Genomic DNA, 18,699 nt, shown 5'->3' on the forward strand with positions numbered 1-18,699 from the left:
ATGCACCCTCACGCCTACCTGTTCCTGACGCAGCCCGAAGTGCGTTTTCTCGAGGCCGCGGCGGAACGGCTGATCCCCGCCGACGAACTCGGCCCCGGCGCGTGCGATGCGGGCGTGGCCTCTTTCATCGATGGGCAGCTCGCGAGTCCATGGGGCATGCACGGCCGGCAATACCGCACGGGTCCGTGGCACGAGGGCACGCCGCAGCAGGGCTTCCAGTCGCGCCTCGTGCCGCAGGAGATCTACCGGCTCGGCATCCGCGAGATCGACCAGCACTGCGTCGCGGCGCACGGCAAGCGCTTCGATCTGCTGCCCGTGGCCGTGCAGGACGAGTTGCTGCGGGCGATGGAGCGCGATGCCTTGCCGCTCCCGTCCTTGTCCTCGGGACTCTTCTTCACCTTGCTTTTCAGGAACACCATGGAAGGCTTCTTCGCCGATCCGATGTACGGCGGCAATCGCGACAAGGTGGGCTGGCGGCTGATCGGCTTTCCCGGCGTGGCCGCTTCCAACTACGTCGAGCATCTGGCGCAGCACAACGTTCGCTACGAGGTCGAACCGGTCAGCATCCTGGACATCGAAGCGCAGCGCGCGAAGGTCGACAGCCAGGGCTATGCGCGCCATGTGCTGCGGCGCGTGGATCCGGCGCAATGAGCGCGGTCAAGCTTGCCCCCGTCGACGTGGTGGTGGTCGGCGTCGGCGTCGCCGGCTCGATCCTCTGCAAGGAAATGGCCTCGACCGGCCTCAAGGTGGTCGGACTCGAACGCGGCCGCATGATCGATCCGCAGCACGACTTCGCCATGCCCTATGCGCACGACGAACTCAAGTACGACCGCCACAGCGACATCCTGCAGAACCTGTCGCGCGAGACCGTGACCTTCCGCAACACGGTGGCGCAGCGCGCGCTGCCGATGCGCGAGATGGGCTCCTTCAAGCCCGGCGAATGCGTGGGCGGCGCGGGCATGCACTGGGGCGCGCACGCGCGGCGCTTCCTGCCGTGGGATTTCGAGATGCACAGCCGCACCGTCGAACGCTATGGCCATGCCGCTCTGCCGGCCGGCTGGACCGGACAGGACTGGGGCATCGCCTACGACGAGCTCGAGCCCTACTACGACCAGTTCGAGCATCTCTACGGCGTCGGCGGCAAGGCCGGCAATCTCGAAGGCGAACTGCAGCCCGGCGGCAACCCCTTCGAGGGTGCGCGTTCGCGCGAATTTCCCAACCCGCCGAGCGAGCGCACCTATGCCGGCAGCCTGTTCGCCGAGGCTGCGCAGGGCCTGGGCCTCGCGCCGTTCCAGAACCCGACGGCGGCGATGACCAGCCCCTACACCAATCCCTATCGGTTGATGCTGGGCCAGTGCGTGCGCGGCGGCTTCTGCAACAGCCACGGCTGCGCGATGGGCGCCAAGGCCAGCCCGCTGACGGCCGTGATCCCGGCGCTCGCCAGGCACGCCAACTTCGAATTGCGCGCGCATGCCAACGTCACGCGCATCGAGCTCGACTCGGAGCGCAAGCGCGCGGTCGGTGTCCACTACGTCGATGCGAATGGGCGCGAGATATTCCAGCCGGCCGATCTCGTGATCCTGGCTTCCTACACCTTCAACAACACGCGGCTGCTGCTGCTTTCGGGCATCGGCCGGCCCTACGATCCGGCGACGGGCGAGGGCGTGGTGGGCCGCAACTACGCCTACCAGACCGGCAGCAAGGTCGCGCTCTTCTTCGACGACAAGGTCTTCAATCCCTTCATGGGCGGCGGCGCGCTGAGCACTTCGGTCGACGATTTCAACGGCGACAACTTCGACCATGCGGGCCTCGACTTCATCGGCGGCGCCTACCTCGCCGCGCAGAGCAACGGCGCGACGCCGATTCGCTCCATCACGGTGCCGCCCGGCACGCCGCGCTGGGGCGGCGAGTGGAAGCGCGCTGCGGCACGCTACTACAACAGCACTTTCTCGATCCACGCGCATGGCGGCTGCCAGAGCTACCGCACCAACTACCTGGACCTCGATCCCACCTATCGCGATGCACTCGGGCAGCCGTTGTTGCGCATGACCTTCGACTGGCACGACAACGAGCGCCGACTGTCGGCCCATGCCGTCGAGCGCGCGGTGGAGATCGCGCGCTCGATCGGGCCTGCGCGCTACGGCGTGCATGGGCTGTCCGACATCTACAGCATCGTGCCCTACCAGAGCACGCACAACGTCGGCGGCGCGGTGATGGGCGCCGACCCGGCGACGAGCGTGGTCAACAAGTACCTGCAGTCGTGGGACGTGCCCAACGTCTTCGTGGTCGGCGCGAGCGCCTTTCCGCAGAACAGCGCCAACCCGCCGACGCTGACCGTCGGCGCACTGGCCTGCTGGACCGCCGATGCGATCAAGGACGCGTACCTGCGCAAGCCCGGCGCGCTGATCTGATGCACTACCGCCATACCTACAACATCGAGGACCTGCAGCGCGCCGCGCGGCAGCGCCTGCCGAAGATGTGCTTCGACTGGCTCGAGGGCGGCGCCGAGGATCACGTGACCTGGCTGCGCAACCGCGAGGTCTTCGAGCAATACCGTTTCCGGCCGCACGTGATGGTGGATGTCGGCGGGCGCTCGCAGCAGGTCGAGCTCTTCGGCAAGACCTTCGAGGCGCCGTTCGGCCTGGCGCCGGTCGGCGCGGCCGGGCTTTATGGTCATCGCGCCGATGTCGCGCTCGCGCGCGCGGCACGCGACGCCGGCATTCCGTTCGTTCTCAGCACCGCATCCTTCGATCCGCTGGAAGAAGTCGCGAAGGCGGCCGAGGGCGGCACGCTGTGGTTCCAGCTCTACATGTCGAAGAACCGCGAGACCGCGGCCAAGCTGGTGCAGCGCGCCTTCGACGCCGGCTTCGAGGCGCTCGTCGTCACCGGCGACGTGGCCGTGATCGGCAACCGCGAATACAACAAGCGCAACCGCTTCAGCGTGCCCTTCAGGATGAACATGCCGACCGTCGTCGACGGCCTGCTGCATCCGCGCTGGCTGTTCGGCGTGTTCCTGAAGACGCTGATGCACTCGGGCGTGCCGCGCTATCACAACGACGAGAGCCCGCCCGGCAGCCAGGCCGTGACCAAGGAGTCGGTGGCTTCCTTCCAGGCGCGGCGCGACGAGATCGATTGGGCCGACGTGCAATGGCTGCGCGATCGCTGGCCGCGCAAGCTCTTCGTCAAGGGCGTGTTGCGCGCAGACGATGCGCTGGCCGCTCAGCGGCACGGGGCCGACGGCGTGTTCGTGTCGAACCACGGCGGCCGCGCGCTCGATGGCGCGGTGTCTTCGCTGGAAGTGCTGGCCGAAATCCGCGCTGCGGTCGGGCCGGCGATGAAGGTGATGATCGACAGCGGATTCCGTCGCGGCACCGACGTGGTGAAGGCGTTGGCGCTCGGCGCCGACATGGTGTTCGTCGGCCGCGCGACGCTCTATGGCCTCGCGGCCGGCGGCGAGCCCGGGGTGCGCCATGCGATCGCGCTGTTGCGAAGCGAGATCGATCGCACGCTGGCACAGCTGGGCTGCCGCTCGATCGCCGACATCGCGCCTGATATGTTGCGCGGCGCCTGAGCGCTGGTGCTCAGCCGCTGTGTTCGGCGGTGACGCGTCGCGTCTCGCCGGTCTCGGTCAGCGTGCGCGTGGCGTCGAGCGAGGCATAGATCCAGAGAATCTTCATCGGCTTGTCGGCGTTGAGGTTGCGAAAGCGATGCGGCAGCCCGGGCGGGATCCAGGTCGTGTCGAGCGGATGCAGGCGATGTTCGCGGCCATCGATGTCGAGCATGGCATCGCCTTCGAGCAGCATCACGCTCTCTTCGCAGTTGTGGCTGTGGAATGCGATCTTCGCGCCCGGCCCGAACTCGGTGATGCCGTTGATGAAGCCGCGCGCGCCGATGCCGGCCGTCACCAGCGGCGTGGTGCTGGCGCCGCCGCCGCGGTCGTAGGATTTCAGCTGGCCGGGACGCAGCACGGCGGGGGAGGGTGTGGTCGCGGCGTTCATCGATGATTCCTTCAGATGCCGGGCATCGCTTCGACGATCACCAGCTCCACTTCGCCTGCGCCTTCTTCCTGCCGATGCCGGGCTGCCGCCTGGTAGGCGGGCGATTCGTAGCAGGCGCGGGCATGGGCCAGCGAGGGGAACTGGATGACCACGAAGCGCTCGAATTTCTTCGGCCCTTCCAGCACGGCGAACTCGCCGCCGCGCGCGAGGATGCGGCCCTGGTGCGCAGCGATGATGTCGGGCACGAGGTCGGTGTAGCGCTTGTAGCGCACGGGGTCGTTGATCTTCGAACGGGCGAGCCAGTAGGCACTCATGGAAGTCCTTTCAAGCACGACGCGACGCCGCGCAGGTCATCGGGTTTCGGTCGTCGCGGCGCTGTTGTCGCCGGTCGATGTCCAGCTTGCGACGCGGCCGGCGCGCACGGCCTCCTCGGCGCTGAAGTTGAGCTCGACCTTGATGCCGTTGATCGGCTCGCGCATGAAGAGCTGGTAGAGGTCGGAGTTGTGTGCCTTGCGTTCGTTGAAGACCACGCCGTTGCGCGTCAGGCGCTCGACGAACTCGTCGATGCCCTCGCAGTTGAAGCACACATGGTCGATGCGGCCCGAGCCGGGCGCGCCGGCGGCCGAGTAGTCCTCGCCGTCCTTGTCGGAGGGCGTGCGCAGGTAGGTGTCCTGGTGCGCCGAGTGCCGCGCCTTGCCGATGTGCACCACGTCCTGCTCGCCGATGTAGAGCCAGTGCACCGGGAAGCCGAACTCCGGGTGGTAGCCGCTGCGAAAGCCGAGGTTGGTGCAGAACCAGTCGCGCGTGGCGTCGGGGTCGTGCGTGAGGATGAGGATGTGCTCCATGAACTTCAGTCCCATGGCGTGCTCCGTGTTCAGGGGTTGGGCGCGAGGATCGTACGCGTGTCGGGCTCGGCGCGCATCGCGGCCAGGCGCTCGGCGCCGAGGCTGGTCGCCAGCGCGTCCAGGTCGGCCATCAGGTTGGGCGCGATCGGAATGCCATCGCGGGCATAGTCCCGCCGCCGCAGCTGGCTCTGCTCGCCCGGCAGCCAGATGCGCTCGACGCCCGGCAGCCGCTCGCCGTCGCGGATGTCGCGCACCAGCGCATCGATCGCACCGCGGAACACCTGCGTGTCGGCAAAGGCCGCGATGTCGATGACCAGGATCGCCTGGCCGGTGTTGGTGCGGGTGACATGGTCCTGGTTGAAGTCGACCACCGCCTTGCCCATCGCGGCACCGTTCAGCGTGCCGGCGAGCAGGCCGATGACCAGCGCCAGGCCATAGCCCTTGTGGCCGCCGATGGGCAGCAGAAAGCCTTCGTGGGCGCGTACGGGATCGCGCAGCGGCCGGCCTGCGCGGTCGATCATCCAGCCCTCGGGCATCATCTCGCCGCGTGCGGCCTTGGCCTTGACCTTGCCGTAGGCCGTGACGGTGGTCGCCATGTCGAGGACCACCGGCGCCTCGTCGCCGGCCGGGATCGCGACGGCGATCGGGTTGGTCGACAGCAGCATCTCCATGCCGCCCCAGGGCGGCAGGTGGTTGGCGTTGCCGACCGCGAAGTAGAGGCCGATCATGCCGTGCGCCACCGGCATGCGCGCGTAGAGCGATGCCGGCCCGGCATGGTTGCTGGCCCGCGAGCCGACCCAGGCGATGCCGGTCTCGCGCGCCTTCGCGATCGCCAACTCGGCCGCGAAGGACATCACGAGATGGCCCATGCCGTTGTCGCCATCCACCAGGGCGGTGCTTGGCCGTTCCGTCACCACGCGGATGTCGGGCTGCACGTTGATGCCGCCGGCGAGGATGCGCTTGACGTATTGCGGCAGCCGTATCACGCCGTGGCCGTCGGAGCCCTGCAGGTCGGCCTGCGCCATCAGGGCGGCGACCCTGGCCGCATCGGGCGCGGGCAGGCCTGCGCGCTGCAGCACCGTGTCGATGAATCGGTTCAGCGTTTCGAGGTCCACACGGATCGAGTCCTTGGCCATGGGTTGTTTGTCTCGCACGTGCGCACGGGTCTTTGATGGGCCGGAGTCTAGGAGCGGGATGCTGGCAGCGTCCAATACCGAATTTCCTGCTGCCCATATCAGTTCGCTATGCGAGTGGCATCCTTCGCGCGCGATCCGGCCTATCATCCGCAGCGCCGGTGACAGCCGGCGATCCGGGTCTTCTCATGAACCTCCGAACACTGAAGTACTTCGTCGCGATCGTCGATGCCGGCAGCCTGACGGCGGCGGCCGAAGCCATCGCCATCGCGCAGCCGGCATTGAGCCGCCAGATGCACGACCTCGAGCGCGACCTCGGTGCGCAGCTGCTGCTTCGCACGCCGCGCGGCGTGCGCATGACGAAGGCCGGCGCGGCGCTCTACGAATCGGCGCAGCGCATGCTGGCCGAGGCGCAGAAAGTGAGAAAGCACCTGGAAGGACCGCAGCCGGCGGTCGAAAGCAGCGTCGTGCTCGGCGCCTCGCCGACCTTGTCGCGCGTGCTGGTGCCGGGGGTGTTCGAACGCTGCCAGCGTTCGCTGGCCGGCGTGAAGCTCACAGTGCGTGAAGCCTTCACGCCGATGCTGCTCGAATGGCTCGAGAAGGGGCTGATCGACATGGCCATCATCACCAGCAGCGGCATCGGTTCGGGCCGCGGCATCGCGACGCAGCCCCTGCTGGGCGAGCCCTTCGTGCTGGTCACGCAGAAGTCCAGGCAGATGAGCGCCATCGTTCCGGTGACGCGGCTGCCGCGCATTCCGCTTCTGATGACGACCCTGCACCGCAGCATCATCGAGCACGACCTGATGCCGCTGGGCATCCACCTGAACGTGCACTCCGAGATCGACTCGGTGGACACGATCCGCGAGCTGGTGATGCAGGGCCACTGGTCGACGCTGATGCCGGTGTCGGTGTTCAAGCCGGCCGATCCACAGGGCCGTATCGTGCTGTCGGAGGTTTCCGGCGTGCAGCTGAACCGGCAGCTGATGATGGCCACGCGCATCGAGCGCAACGAGACTGCAGCGATCTCCGTGCTCAAGGATCTGGTGCAGGCCGAGCTCGTGCGGCTGACGCGGCGCGGGATGTTCAGCCTTGGGAACTTCGCGGGCGCCGAGCCTGCGCCGTCACGCTAGCCGGCGCGACGCGGCCGCCGCCTCAGCTGAAGAATTCCTTCGCCTTGTCGAACCACCCCTTGTCGGTCGGGCTGTGCTTGTCGCCGCCCTTCTTGAGCGACTCGTCGAGTTCCTTCAGCAGCTTGCGCTGGTGCTCGGTGAGCTTGACGGGCGTCTCCACGCGCACGTGGCAGTACAGGTCGCCGGGGTAGCTTGATCGCACGCCCTTGATGCCCTTGCCGCGCAGGCGGAACTGCTTGCCGCTCTGCGTGCCGTCGGGGATGTCGATCGCCGCCGCGCCCTTGAGCGTCGGCACGCTGATCTCGCCGCCGAGCGCGGCCGTGCTGATGCTGACCGGCACCACGCAGTGAAGATCGTCGCCGTCGCGCTCGAACAATTCGTGCTTCTTGAGCCGGATCTCGATGTAGAGGTCGCCGGGCGGCCCGCCGTTGGTGCCGGGCTCGCCGTTGCCGGTGCTGCGGATGCGCATGCCGTCGTCGATGCCGGCGGGGATCTTCACTTCCAGCGTCTTGTTGTTCTTGATCTTGCCCTGGCCGTGGCAGGTGGTGCAGGGCTCGGGAATGATCTTGCCGGTGCCGTGGCAGGTCGGGCAGGTCTGCTGCACGCTGAAGAAGCCCTGGCGCATCTGCACCGCGCCCTGGCCGTGGCAGGTGGTGCAGGTGATCGGCTTGGTGCCGGGCTTGGCGCCGCTGCCCTTGCAGGTGCCGCACTCGTCCCAGCTCGGGATGCGGATCTGCGCTTCCTTGCCCTCGGCGGCTTCCTCGAGCGTGACCTCCATCGCGTAGCTCAGGTCGCTGCCGCGGAAGACCTGGCGCCCGCCGCCCTGGCGGCCGCCGCGCGCACCGCCGAACACGTCGCCGAAGATGTCGCCGAACGCCTCGGCAAAGCCGCCGAAGCCTTCCGCGCCCGGACCGCCGCGCATGTTGGGGTCGACGCCCGCATGGCCGTACTGGTCGTAGGCGGCCCGCTTCTGCGGGTCCGACAGCATCTCGTACGCCTCCTTGCACTCCTTGAACCTGGCTTCGGCGTCCTTGCCGGTGTCCCCGTGGTTGCGGTCGGGGTGGTGCTTCATCGCGAGCTTGCGATAAGCCTTCTTGATCTCGTCCTCGTTCGCATTCTTGGGGACGCCGAGGGTTTCGTAGTAGTCGCGTTTGGTGGCCATGGTCAGGGGTCGGTGGCAGGGTCGTCAGAAAACGGAAAAAGGCCGGACCACCTTGCCAAGGGGGTCCAGCCTCGTGTCAGGGTCGAGCGATCAACCCTTCTTGACTTCCTTCACTTCGGCGTCGACCACGTTGTCGTCCGCCGGAGCGCCTGCAGCTTCCGGGCCTGCGGCGCCTGCCGCACCACCCGCCGCGCCGGCCGCGGCTTGCGCGTCCGCATACATCTTCTCGCCCAGCTTCTGGCTCGCGCTCATCAGCGTGTTGGTCTTTTCCTCGATCGCTGCCTTGTCCTCGCCCTTCAGCGCTTCCTCGACATCCTTGATGGCAGCTTCGATCTTTTCCTTTTCGCCGGCATCCAGGCTCGCGCCGTGTTCGCCCAGCGACTTCTTGACGCTGTGGACCATCGCCTCGCCCTGGTTGCGGGCCTGGACGAGCTCGACCTTCTTCTTGTCCTCGGCCGCGTTGAGCTCGGCGTCCTTCACCATCTTCTGGATCTCGTCCTCCGACAGGCCCGAGTTCGCCTTGATGGTGATCTTGTTTTCCTTGCCGGTGCCCTTGTCCTTGGCGCCGACGTGCAGGATGCCGTTGGCGTCGATGTCGAAGCTGACCTCGATCTGCGGCGTGCCGCGTGCCGAAGGCGGAATGCCTTCGAGGTTGAACTCGCCGAGCAGCTTGTTGCCCGAGGCGATCTCGCGCTCGCCCTGGAACACCTTGATGGTCACGGCCGGCTGGTTGTCCTCGGCGGTCGAGAAGGTCTGCGCGAACTTGGTCGGGATGGTCGTGTTCTTGGTGATCATCTTCGTCATCACGCCGCCCATCGTCTCGATGCCGAGCGACAGCGGCGTCACGTCGAGCAGCAGCACGTCCTTGCGGTCGCCCGAGAGCACCTGGCCCTGGATGGCGGCGCCGACGGCCACGGCCTCGTCGGGGTTCACGTCCTTGCGCGGTTCCTTGCCGAAGAATTCCTTGACCTTGTCCTGCACCTTGGGCATGCGCGTCATGCCGCCGACCAGGATCACGTCGCTGATGTCGTTGACGCTGACGCCGGCATCCTTGATGGCGGTGCGGCAGGGCGCGATGGTGCGCTCGATGAGTTCATCGACCAGCGACTCGAGCTTGGCGCGCGTGAGCTTGATGTTCAGGTGCTTCGGACCCGAGGCATCGGCCGTCACGTAGGGCAGGTTGATGTCGGTCTGGGCGCTGTTGGAGAGCTCGATCTTGGCCTTCTCGGCGGCTTCCTTCAGGCGCTGCAGCGCGAGCACGTCCTTGCCGAGGTCGACGCCTTGCTCTTTCTTGAACTCGGAAATGATGTAGTCGATGATGCGCTGGTCGAAGTCCTCGCCGCCCAGGAAGGTGTCGCCGTTGGTCGACAGCACTTCGAACTGCTTCTCGCCGTCGACGTCCGCGATCTCGATGATCGAGATGTCGAAGGTGCCGCCGCCGAGGTCATACACGGCGATCTTGCGGTCGCGCTTGTCCTGCTTGTCGAGGCCGAAGGCCAGCGCCGCTGCGGTCGGTTCGTTGATGATGCGCTTGACGTCCAGGCCCGCGATGCGGCCGGCGTCCTTGGTGGCCTGGCGCTGGCTGTCGTTGAAGTACGCGGGCACGGTGATCACCGCTTCGGTGACCGGCTCGCCGAGATAGTCCTCGGCGGTCTTCTTCATCTTGCGCAGGATCTCGGCGCTGATCTGCTGCGGCGCGAGCTTCTTGCCGCGCACCTCGACCCAGGCGTCGCCGTTGTCGGCCTTGGTGATGCTGTAGGGCATCAGGTCGATGTCCTTCTGGACTTCCTTTTCCTCGAACTTGCGGCCGATCAGGCGCTTGACCGCGTAGATCGTGTTCTTGGGGTTCGTGACCGCCTGGCGCTTGGCCGAGGCACCGACCAGCACTTCGCCGTCTTCCTGGTAGGCGACGATCGAGGGCGTGGTGCGCGCGCCTTCCGAGTTCTCGATCACGCGGGTGGTGTTGCCTTCCATGATCGACACGCACGAGTTGGTGGTGCCGAGGTCGATGCCGATGATTTTGGCCATGATGTTGTTGCTCCTGAACGCGAAAAATAGGTTGTTGTGAACTTGTGGATAACCGGGCTCGATTCAAGGGACAGAGCGGGGATTTCCTGTGGGTTGCTTGTGATTCAGTTCGGCGCGCTGACGGTCACGAGCGCGGGGCGCAGCACGCGCTCGGCGATGGTGTAGCCCTTCTGCAGCACGTTGGCGACGGTGTTGGGTTCCTGGCCCGGCGCGGGCACCACCGAGATCGCCTGGTGCTGGTGCGGATCGAACTTGCTGCCGGCGGCCGGCGCGATCTCGATCACCTTGTTGCGTTCCAGCGCGCTCTTGAGCTGGCGCAGGGTCGCTTCGGCGCCCTCGCGGATCTGCTCGGGCGTGGCGTCGGTGACGGCCAGGCCGGCCTCCAGGCTGTCCAGCACCGGCAGCAGGCCTTCGGCGAAGGATTCGATCGCGAACTTGCGGCCCTTGGTCACCTCCTCGTCGGCGCGGCGGCGGGCGTTCTGCACATCGGCCTGCGCGCGCAGGTACTGGTCCGCCAGCTCGGCATTCTTCGCCTTCAGCTCCGCCAGCTCGGCGGTCGCCACTGCCAGCGCGTCGGCCTCGTTGGCGGCCTGCGCGGCCTCCAGCTCTTCGGGGCTCGGTTCGCCCTGCAGGAAGGATTCGGGATTCTGATGTGGGTTTTGCGGGTCAGACATGCTTCAAAAGCCGGCGGCCACGCCGGAAAACAATGAAAAACGAAGGATGCGTGCCACGTGGGGCCGCCCTCGCACTTTTCAAGACAAAAAAATGCGGCCTTTCCGACCGCAGCGCAGCATGATTTCCCCTTCGTGGGCACCGCCGCCGTGGCAGGGTCTCCCTTCGGGAAACACCGCGGAACCGGCTCTGCCGGGCCGCTGGTGTTGCCCCCGGCGGGGGGGTGGCGGCCACACGAAGTGGGCAAGCCTGGCGGCGAGCGTCAGTGGCTATCGAGGAGCTCGACGTCGAACTTGAGGGTCGCATTCGGCGGAATCACGCCGCCCGCGCCGCGCGCGCCATAACCCAGCTCTGCCGGAATGATCAGCGTGCGCTTGCCGCCGATCTTCATGCCGGCCACGCCCTCGTCCCAGCCCTTGATGACCTGGCCGGCGCCGAGCGAGAAGGCGAAGGGGTCGTTGCGATCGCGGCTCGAATCGAACTTGGCGCCCTGCACGCCGTCGTTGTAGAGCCAGCCGGTGTAGTGCACATGCACGTGGTGGCCGGCCTTGGCCTCGGCGCCGTCGCCGACGGTCGTGTCTTCGTATTGCAGGCCGGAGGGAGTGGTGGGCATGGAGCGCTCCTTGTGTCGGAATGGGAGAAGAAAGAGCCGGGCAGTTTAACTAACGGCCCGGGCCGACCACCGGCGGCGCGGTCTTCTTGATCTGGCTCTGCTGCCACTTGCCGGCGAAGGCCTGCAGGTCGGACAGGCGCTTGAGCAGATCCTGCCCGCTCGGCGTCAGGCAGTAGCCGTCGCTGGCATGGCTCACCAGCCCGGCCTCGCGCAGTTCCTTGATGCGGGTGTTGAGCGTGTTGGGCGTGATGCCGCCGACGCTGTCCTGCAGCAGGCGGAAGGTTTGCGCATGGCCGTCGCGCAGCGCCCAGAGCACACGCAATGCGTAGCGGGCTTCCAGCAGCGCGAGCAACTGGCTGACGGCTGCGGTTTCCTTGCTGCTCATCGACATCGTCTCCTCGGCTGGCGGCGCGGTGCCGCTGTCGTGGCCGCGCATTTCGCATTTCTTTTGTGAAAGGTGACGGACCGTTCGGACCGGCCGGCGACTATAGCGCAGAAGCTGGTGTGCTACAAGTTTTATAGCTATGGACGCAGGCCGGCTGCGGCCCGTGGCATCAAGGCCTCAAGCGATCGGGTAGCTGGCCATCGGCTCGCCGAGCCGCACCGGACGTGCCGGCGACCAGTCCGGATCGAAGCGCAGGGGCGGCGCGGGAAACAGCATCACCACCGTCGAGCCGAGCAGGAAGCGGCCCATCTCCTCGCCCTGGCGCAGCACGATCTGCTGGCCGTCATAGCGCCATTCGCGCACCTCGCCGCCGCGCGGCGGATTCACCACGCCGTGCCACACCGTCGCCATGCTGCCGACGATGGTCGCGCCCACCAGCACCAGCACGAAAGGCCCGCGTGCCGTCTCGAACACGCAGACCACGCGCTCGTTGCGCGCGAACAGGCCGGGCACGCCGCGCGCGGTGATCGGGTTGACCGAGAACAGCTCGCCCGGCACGTAGACCATGCGCACCAGCCGCCCATCGCAAGGCATGTGGATGCGGTGGTAGTCCCTGGGGCTGAGATAGAGCGTGGCGAAGCTGCCGTGCGCGAACTGCGCGGCCAGCGCCGCATCGCCGCCGACCAGGGCGGTCGTGGTGTAGCGGTGGCCCTTGGCCTGGAAGATCTGGTCGCCCTCGATCGGCCCGAACTGGCTGATCGCGCCGTCGACCGGCGACACGAAGTCGGCCTGCGCAATCGGCCGGGCGCCGGGCTTGAGGGCGCGGGTGAAGAATTCGTTGAAGGTCTGGTAGCTCGCGACGTCGCTGGCCAGCGCCTCGCCCATGTCGACGCCGTACTTGGCGACGAAGCGGCGGATGATCCAGGTCGTGACCGCGCCGCGCTCCTTGCCCGCGACCCAGCCGGCGAAGGCGGTCAGCGCCTGCTTGGGGAACAGGTACTGGGGCAGGACGGGGAGGCGGTCGGACAAAGAGGCTTCTCAAAAATGGAAGGCGATTCTATCGAGGCCATGCCCAGGCCGGCGCCGGGCCGCCCCAAGGCGGCCTGCGGCCCCCTCGGGGGGCAGCGAGTACACGAAGTGACGGCGCGTGGGGGCCACATCATTCAGGCTTGATGTTCGCGGCCTTGATCACCTGCGCCCACTTCTCGACCTCGGCCTTCTGGAAGGCCGAGATCTGCGCCGTCGTCATGTCGGCCGGCTCCATGCCGAAGCCCTTGAGCTTTTCCTGCACCTCGGGCTGCGCGAGGATCTTGCGGATCTCGGTGTGCAACCGGTCGATGATCGGCGCCGGCGTGCCGGCCGGCACGAAGATCGCCTGCCACGAGACGACCTCGAAATCGGCCAGCCCGGGCACGCCAGATTCGGCGATCGTCGGCACGTCGGGCATCGAGGCCAGCCGCTTGGCCGAGGTGACGGCGATGGCACGCAGCTTGCCGCTCTGGATGTGCGGACCCGCGACCACGGTGGTGTCGAACATCATGTCGACCTGGCCGCCGATCGCGTCCTGGATCGCCGGGCCGCTGCCCTTGTAGGGGATGTGCGTGAACTTGACGCCCGACTTGTAGGCCATCAGCTCCAGCGCCAGATGCTGCGAGGTGCCGGTGCCTGCCGACGCCGACGAGAGCCCGCCCGGCTTGGCCTTGCTGGCGGCGAGGATGTCCTTCAGTGTCTTGTAGGGGCTGTCCTTGCTCACCACCAGCACGACCGGGTTGGTGCCGATCAGCGTCACCGGCGCGAAGGACTTGATCGGGTCGTAGCCGATGCGCGGATAGAGGCTCACGTTGATCGCGTGCGAGCTGATGGTGCCGCCCAGCAGCAGGTAGCCGTCGGGTGCGGCGCGCGACGCGACCTCGGAACCGACGCTGCCGCCGGCGCCGCCCTTGTTGTCCACGATCACGTTGGTGCCCAGCGCCGGGCCGAGCTTCTGCGCGATCAGGCGGCCCAGCACGTCGGTCGTGCCGCCGGCGGGGAAGGGCACGAGGTAGGTGATCGTCTTGCCGGTCGGCCAGCTGCCTTGCGCGAAGGCCGGCAAAGCGCCGAGGCTGCCAGCGGCCAGTCCGGCCGCGGCGGTATGGATGAAGTGACGACGCTGCATGGTGTGAGACTCCTTGTGTGTGATGGTGGGATACCGCGGAACCGGCTTTGCCGGGCCGCTGGTGTCGCCCCCGGCAGGGGGTTGGCGAAGCGACACGAAGTGCGCGCAGTCTGGGGGCGAGTCAAGTGACCGGCGCCGGGTTGAAGAGCACGAGTGCGTTGTGCAGTTTCCAGTGTTCGGCCCAGGTTTTCCTGCGGCCACTGGCGATGTCGAGCATCAGGCGGAACAGCTCCCAGCCCACGTCCTCGATGGTGGCTTCGCCGTCGGCGATGCGGCCCGCGTTGACGTCCATCAGGTCGTGCCAGCGCCGCGCGAGATCGCTGCGCGTCGCGACCTTGATCACCGGCACCTCGGCCAGGCCGTAGGGCGTGCCGCGGCCGGTGGTGAAGACGTGCAGGTTGATCCCGGCGGCCAGCTGCAGCGTGCCGCAGATGAAATCGCTGGCGGGCGTGGCTGCGTAGATCAGGCCCTTCTGCCGCACCTTCTCGCCGGGCGAAAGAACGCCGGAGATCGGTGCGCTGCCCGACTTGACGATCGATCCCATCGCCTTCTCGACGATGTTCGAAAGCCCGCCCTTCTTGTTGCCCGGCGTGGTGTTGGCGCTGCGGTCGACGCGCCCCTTGTCGAGGTAGGCGTCGTACCAGGCCATCTCGCGGATCATTGCCTCGGCCACCTCGGGCGTGGTCGCGCGCGAGGTCAGCTGGTCGATCCCGTCGCGCACCTCGGTCACTTCCGAGAACATCACGGTCGCGCCGGCGCGCACCAGCAGGTCGGTGCAGAAACCGACGGCCGGATTGGCCGTGACGCCCGAGAACGCGTCGCTGCCGCCGCATTGCACGCCGACCACCAGCTCGCCGGCCGGCACGGTTTCGCGGCGGCGCGCGTTCAGGCGTTCCAGGTGCTCTTCGGCCTGCCGCATGATCGAATCGACCATCGACATGAAGCCCACGTGCGCATCGTCCTGCAGGCAGACCACGTCGAGCTTCGCGTCCGCGCTGTCGCCGACGTCGGCCACGTTGCGCTCGTCGACCAGCGGGATGGTGCCGGGCGGCATCAGGCGCTCGGGCTGCAGCTTCTCGCAGCCGAGGCTGACCAGCATCACTTCGCCGCCGAAGTTCGGATTGAGGCTGATGTTGCGCAGCGTGCGGATCGGGATGATGGCGTCGGGCGCATCGATCGCCACGCCGCAGCCATAGCTGTGTTCGAGCGCAACCACATCGTCGACGTTGGGAAACTTCGGCAGCAGCTCGGCCTTGATGCGCTGCACCGCGAACGCGGTCACCCCGGCCACGCACTGCACGGTCTGGGTGATGGCGAGGATGTTGCGTGTGCCGACCGAGCCGTCGGCATTGCGGTAGCCCTCGAAGCTGTAGCCCTCGAGCGGCGGCAGCGCCGGCGGCTGGACGGTGGCGATCGGCAGCCCTTCGAGCGAACGCGCGGCGGGCATTTCCAGCAGGCGCTCGTGCACCCAGCTGCCGGCGGGAACGTCGCGCGTCGTGCGGCCGATCACCACGTTGTAGCGCAGCACCGGCGTGCCGGCCGGCAGGTCGACCAGCGCGACCTTGTGGCCTTGCGGCACCTTGTCGATCAGCGTGAGGCCGGATGGGAACACGGTGCCTGCGGTCAGGCCGCCGTCGTTGGCAACGATCGCGACGTTGTCGCGCTCGTGCATCGTGATGTAGAGCGGTGCGCGGCTCTGGATGGCAGTGGGCATGGCGGATCGTCCTCAGCTGTCGAGCATGATGCTCTCGATCCAGTTCGGTCCGTGGCCTGCCGCGCAATCGCCCAGTTCATTCAGCGAACCCGTATCGGCGTCGATCGCGTACAGGCGCACGCGATGCGAGCGCTGGCCGGCAGCGACCAGGAAGCGGCCATCCGGCGTCACGTTGAAGCCGCGCGGCTGTGCCTCGGTCGGCACATGGCCGATCAGCGCGAGCGTGCCGCCGGCGGCATCGACACGGAACGCCGCGAGCGTGCCGGAGCGCCGCTCGCTGCTGTAGAGAAAACGCCCGTCGGGCGTGAGATGCAGGTCCGCGGCCCACGGCTCGCCATGGAATCCGGGCGGCAATGAATCGAGCGTCTGCACCGTGTGCAGCGTGCCGTGGTCGGCATCGAGCGCCAGCACGTCGATCGCCGCGTCGAGTTCGTTCAGCAGATAGACGAAGCGCGCGTCGCGACTGAAGACGAAGTGCCGCGGGCTGGCCGCCGCATGCGGCTGCATCGTCGGCGGCGTGTTCGGCACCAGCTGCCCGGTCGCCGCATCGAAGCGGAACTGCGTCATCACACCGCCGCCCAGGCTGGTGGCGAAGACGAAACGGTTCGACGGATCGGCGTGGATCGCGTGCGCGTTCGGCCCAGTCGACAGCACCTGCTGCGCGACCTGCACGACGCCATCGGCATCGATCGGGCTGACGGCGACCAGGTGGCCGCCATAGGACGCGCTGAAGAGGAAGCGGCCGCTGCGGTCGGTCGCGATCGAGGCCATGCTGTGCGGCAGCGCCGCGGCGCCGAGGGCGTCGAGCTCGCCGCTCTTCGGATCGATCTCGAAGCTCAGCACTTCGCGCGGCTCGGAACGGCGCACCGCATACAGGTGCCGGTGGTCAGGACCGAGCGCGAGCGGCATCGCTTCGCCGCCGACCTCGGCGCGCTGCACCGCCGTCAGCGCGCCGCGCTGCGGGTCCAGATGGAGCACCGAGATGTCGCCGCTCTCGGCGTTGGAAACGTAGACCGCGATCATGGGTCAGAACACCGGATGGCCGGTGATGATGGACGGCAGCCAGGTCGAGAACGAGGGCACGTAGGTCACCAGCGTGATGGCGATGAAGATCGCCAGGTAGTAGGGCCACGCGGTCTTGGTCGCCTCGCCGATCGAGATCTTGCCGATCGCGCAGCCGATGAACTGCACCGTACCCACCGGCGGATGCACCAGGCCCAGCGCGCAGTTCAAGAGCAGCATCATCCCGAACTGCACCGGGCCGACGCCCATCTGGATCGCGAGCGGCAGGAACAGCGGCGTGGTGATCAGGATGTGCGCCGCCATGTCCAGGAAGATTCCCAGGAAGATCTGGATGATGTTGATGTACAGCAGCATCAGCCATGGCGTCGTGGTCGCGGCCAGCAGCGCGGCCTCGATGGTGTCTGGGATCTCGAGGTACGCCATCTGGTAGCGAAGCATGTTGGACACGCCGATCAGGAGCAGGATCACGCCGGTGGTCTTCGAGGCCTTGGCCAGCGACTTCAGCAGGTTCTTGCGCGTCATCGTGCGGTAGGCGACGGTGGTCAGGAGCAGCGAGTAGGTGACCGCGATCGCCGCGGCCTCGGTCGCGGTCGCGATGCCCTTCATCACGCTCACCAGGATGATCACGATCACCATCAGCCCGGGGATTGCCGCGATGAAGGTGCGCAGCACGGTGGGCCATCCCGGAAAGCGTTCGAGCATCGTGCTGCCGTCGGCGCGCTTCGGATAGCCGTACTTCGCGGCCTGCCAGTAGGCCGCGACCAGCATGCAGACCATGATCCAGAACACCGGGATCAGCCCCGCGAACATCAGGTCGCCGATCGACACACCCTTGATCACGTGGCCCGCGATCTCGCCGACCGCCGCCTGCGCCGCGAAGGCGTAGATGATCATGTTGTGCGAGGTCGGCATCAGCGCGCCCGACAGCGAGGCGTGCGTCGTGACGTTGACCGCATAGGCCGCGCTGTAGCCCTCGCGCTTCATGATCGGGATCATCACGCCGCCCATGGCCGAGGTGTCGGCCACCGGCGAGCCCGAGACGCCGCCGAACAGCGTCGAGGCCATCACGTTCGCCAGACCCAGGCCGCCCCTCCAATGGCCGACCAGGCTGCGCGCGAACACGACGATCTTGTCGGCAATGCCGCCGTGCAGCATCAGCTCGCCCGAGAAGATGAAGAAGGGGATGGCGAGGAACGAGAACACGTTCATGCCCGACACCATCATCTGGATCGCCGTCTCGAAGGGCAGGCCCTCGGCCGCGAAGGTCAGGAGGCAGCTCAGCCCGATCGCGAACGCGACGGGCATCCCGAGCAGGAGGAAGACCAGGAAGCTGACCGAAAGCAGCGTCAATGCCATGATGGGACGACCTCATGGCCGGTGAATTGCGCCACCAGGTGCTCGAGCGAGAACAGGGTGATGAGCACGCCGGCGATCAGCACCGGCACATAGCGGACCGCTTCGGAAATGCCGAGCGTGGGGATCGTGTCGCTGCGCGTCGACGTCGCCATCTCCGCGCCGCCGGCGAAGAGAGCGACCGCGAACGCAATGCTCAGCGCGTAGACGATGAACTTGCACCAGAACTGCACCTTCGCCGGCAGCACCTTGACCAGCGAATCCAGACCGATGTGGCCGGCGTCGCGCACGCCGGCGGAAGCGCCGAACATGGCGACCGAGATCACCAGCAGCAGGGCCACCTGCTCGACGTAGGGCGGCGCGTCGTTGAAGACGTAGCGCAGCACCACGCCGTAGACGACGACCCCGAGCAGGCCGGCCAGGCACACGCAGGCCAGGTACATCGTCCAGCGCGAGAGAAGCGCGTTCAGTCGGGAAAACAAGCTCAT

At 67.3% G+C, this 18,699-nt stretch carries 19 protein-coding genes; 4 read left to right on the forward strand and 15 right to left on the reverse strand.

Annotation, left to right across the window (positions count from 1 at the left end; all coding sequences use genetic code 11):
- Genes WDLP6_RS08470 through WDLP6_RS08480 form a run of 3 tightly spaced genes read left to right on the forward strand, consistent with a single transcriptional unit; the run spans position 1 to position 3,571 of the window.
- On the forward strand, positions 1 to 651 hold the full coding sequence (locus WDLP6_RS08470) for a gluconate 2-dehydrogenase subunit 3 family protein (RefSeq protein WP_162566599.1): 651 nt from the start codon (positions 1 to 3) through the stop codon (positions 649 to 651).
- Positions 648 to 2,411 (forward strand): GMC family oxidoreductase, encoded by a 1,764-nt coding sequence (locus tag WDLP6_RS08475; RefSeq protein WP_162591974.1) that lies wholly within the window; start codon positions 648 to 650, stop codon positions 2,409 to 2,411. Before WDLP6_RS08470 ends, WDLP6_RS08475 begins: the two co-directional genes overlap by 4 nt.
- Complete coding sequence (locus WDLP6_RS08480; protein ID WP_162591975.1) at positions 2,411 to 3,571, forward strand: alpha-hydroxy acid oxidase; 1,161 nt, start codon at positions 2,411 to 2,413, stop codon at positions 3,569 to 3,571. The genes WDLP6_RS08475 and WDLP6_RS08480 overlap by 1 nt, the downstream gene beginning before the upstream one ends.
- A 10-nt stretch (positions 3,572 to 3,581) precedes the next feature.
- Here WDLP6_RS08480 and WDLP6_RS08485 read toward each other — a convergent pair whose 3' ends face one another.
- The 4 genes from WDLP6_RS08485 to WDLP6_RS08500 are packed head-to-tail and all read right to left on the reverse strand — an operon-like array spanning position 3,582 to position 5,979.
- Entirely contained in the window at positions 3,582 to 3,998 is a 417-nt protein-coding gene (locus WDLP6_RS08485; RefSeq protein ID WP_162591976.1) for a cupin domain-containing protein, read from the reverse strand.
- Between the two features lie 11 nt (positions 3,999 to 4,009).
- Entirely contained in the window at positions 4,010 to 4,312 is a 303-nt protein-coding gene (locus tag WDLP6_RS08490; RefSeq protein WP_162591977.1) for a DUF1330 domain-containing protein, read from the reverse strand.
- A 36-nt stretch (positions 4,313 to 4,348) separates the two neighbouring features.
- A complete protein-coding gene (locus WDLP6_RS08495) occupies positions 4,349 to 4,858 on the reverse strand; it encodes a VOC family protein (protein WP_162591978.1) in 510 nt (169 codons plus the stop codon).
- A gap of 14 nt (positions 4,859 to 4,872) precedes the next feature.
- Positions 4,873 to 5,979, reverse strand: a complete 1,107-nt coding sequence (locus tag WDLP6_RS08500; RefSeq protein ID WP_162591979.1) for an Ldh family oxidoreductase — start codon at positions 5,977 to 5,979, stop codon at positions 4,873 to 4,875.
- A 185-nt stretch (positions 5,980 to 6,164) separates the two neighbouring features.
- On the opposite strand from WDLP6_RS08500, the gene WDLP6_RS08505 reads away from it, so the two are divergent.
- A complete protein-coding gene (locus tag WDLP6_RS08505) occupies positions 6,165 to 7,106 on the forward strand; it encodes a LysR family transcriptional regulator (RefSeq protein ID WP_162591980.1) in 942 nt (313 codons plus the stop codon).
- A gap of 22 nt (positions 7,107 to 7,128) precedes the next feature.
- Here WDLP6_RS08505 and dnaJ read toward each other — a convergent pair whose 3' ends face one another.
- The 11 genes from dnaJ to WDLP6_RS08560 all read right to left on the reverse strand — a co-directional run bounded on the left by dnaJ (position 7,129) and on the right by WDLP6_RS08560 (position 18,699).
- Positions 7,129 to 8,268: a molecular chaperone DnaJ gene (gene dnaJ / locus WDLP6_RS08510; protein ID WP_162591981.1), complete on the reverse strand. Its 1,140-nt coding sequence runs from the start codon at positions 8,266 to 8,268 to the stop codon at positions 7,129 to 7,131.
- Positions 8,269 to 8,358: 90 nt separating this feature from the next.
- Entirely contained in the window at positions 8,359 to 10,296 is a 1,938-nt protein-coding gene (gene dnaK / locus WDLP6_RS08515) for a molecular chaperone DnaK (protein ID WP_162591982.1), read from the reverse strand.
- A 104-nt stretch (positions 10,297 to 10,400) separates the two neighbouring features.
- The gene (gene grpE / locus WDLP6_RS08520; RefSeq protein ID WP_162566609.1) at positions 10,401 to 10,970 is read right to left on the reverse strand and encodes a nucleotide exchange factor GrpE; all 570 of its coding nucleotides are present in this window, start codon (positions 10,968 to 10,970) and stop codon (positions 10,401 to 10,403) included.
- A gap of 260 nt (positions 10,971 to 11,230) precedes the next feature.
- A complete protein-coding gene (locus tag WDLP6_RS08525) occupies positions 11,231 to 11,581 on the reverse strand; it encodes an FKBP-type peptidyl-prolyl cis-trans isomerase (protein ID WP_162566610.1) in 351 nt (116 codons plus the stop codon).
- Positions 11,582 to 11,630: 49 nt separating this feature from the next.
- Complete coding sequence (locus tag WDLP6_RS08530) at positions 11,631 to 11,966, reverse strand: winged helix-turn-helix transcriptional regulator (protein WP_162595021.1); 336 nt, start codon at positions 11,964 to 11,966, stop codon at positions 11,631 to 11,633.
- Positions 11,967 to 12,143: 177 nt separating this feature from the next.
- Positions 12,144 to 12,995, reverse strand: a complete 852-nt coding sequence (gene asd, locus WDLP6_RS08535) for an archaetidylserine decarboxylase (RefSeq protein ID WP_162591983.1) — start codon at positions 12,993 to 12,995, stop codon at positions 12,144 to 12,146.
- A 130-nt stretch (positions 12,996 to 13,125) separates the two neighbouring features.
- Complete coding sequence (locus WDLP6_RS08540) at positions 13,126 to 14,121, reverse strand: Bug family tripartite tricarboxylate transporter substrate binding protein (protein ID WP_162591984.1); 996 nt, start codon at positions 14,119 to 14,121, stop codon at positions 13,126 to 13,128.
- A gap of 121 nt (positions 14,122 to 14,242) precedes the next feature.
- Positions 14,243 to 15,835, reverse strand: coding sequence for a galactarate dehydratase (gene garD / locus WDLP6_RS08545; RefSeq protein ID WP_162591985.1), 1,593 nt, complete (start codon positions 15,833 to 15,835; stop codon positions 14,243 to 14,245).
- Positions 15,836 to 15,847: 12 nt separating this feature from the next.
- The gene (locus WDLP6_RS08550; protein WP_162591986.1) at positions 15,848 to 16,858 is read right to left on the reverse strand and encodes a lactonase family protein; all 1,011 of its coding nucleotides are present in this window, start codon (positions 16,856 to 16,858) and stop codon (positions 15,848 to 15,850) included.
- Positions 16,859 to 16,861: 3 nt separating this feature from the next.
- Complete coding sequence (locus WDLP6_RS08555; RefSeq protein ID WP_162566617.1) at positions 16,862 to 18,214, reverse strand: TRAP transporter large permease; 1,353 nt, start codon at positions 18,212 to 18,214, stop codon at positions 16,862 to 16,864.
- Positions 18,205 to 18,699 carry a TRAP transporter small permease gene (locus tag WDLP6_RS08560; protein WP_162591987.1) on the reverse strand — a complete coding sequence of 165 codons (495 nt, stop codon included), beginning with the start codon at positions 18,697 to 18,699 and terminating at the stop codon, positions 18,205 to 18,207. The genes WDLP6_RS08555 and WDLP6_RS08560 overlap by 10 nt, the downstream gene beginning before the upstream one ends.

It is taken from the genome of Variovorax sp. PBL-E5, from assembly GCF_901827185.1.
Taxonomy (GTDB): domain Bacteria; phylum Pseudomonadota; class Gammaproteobacteria; order Burkholderiales; family Burkholderiaceae_C; genus Variovorax.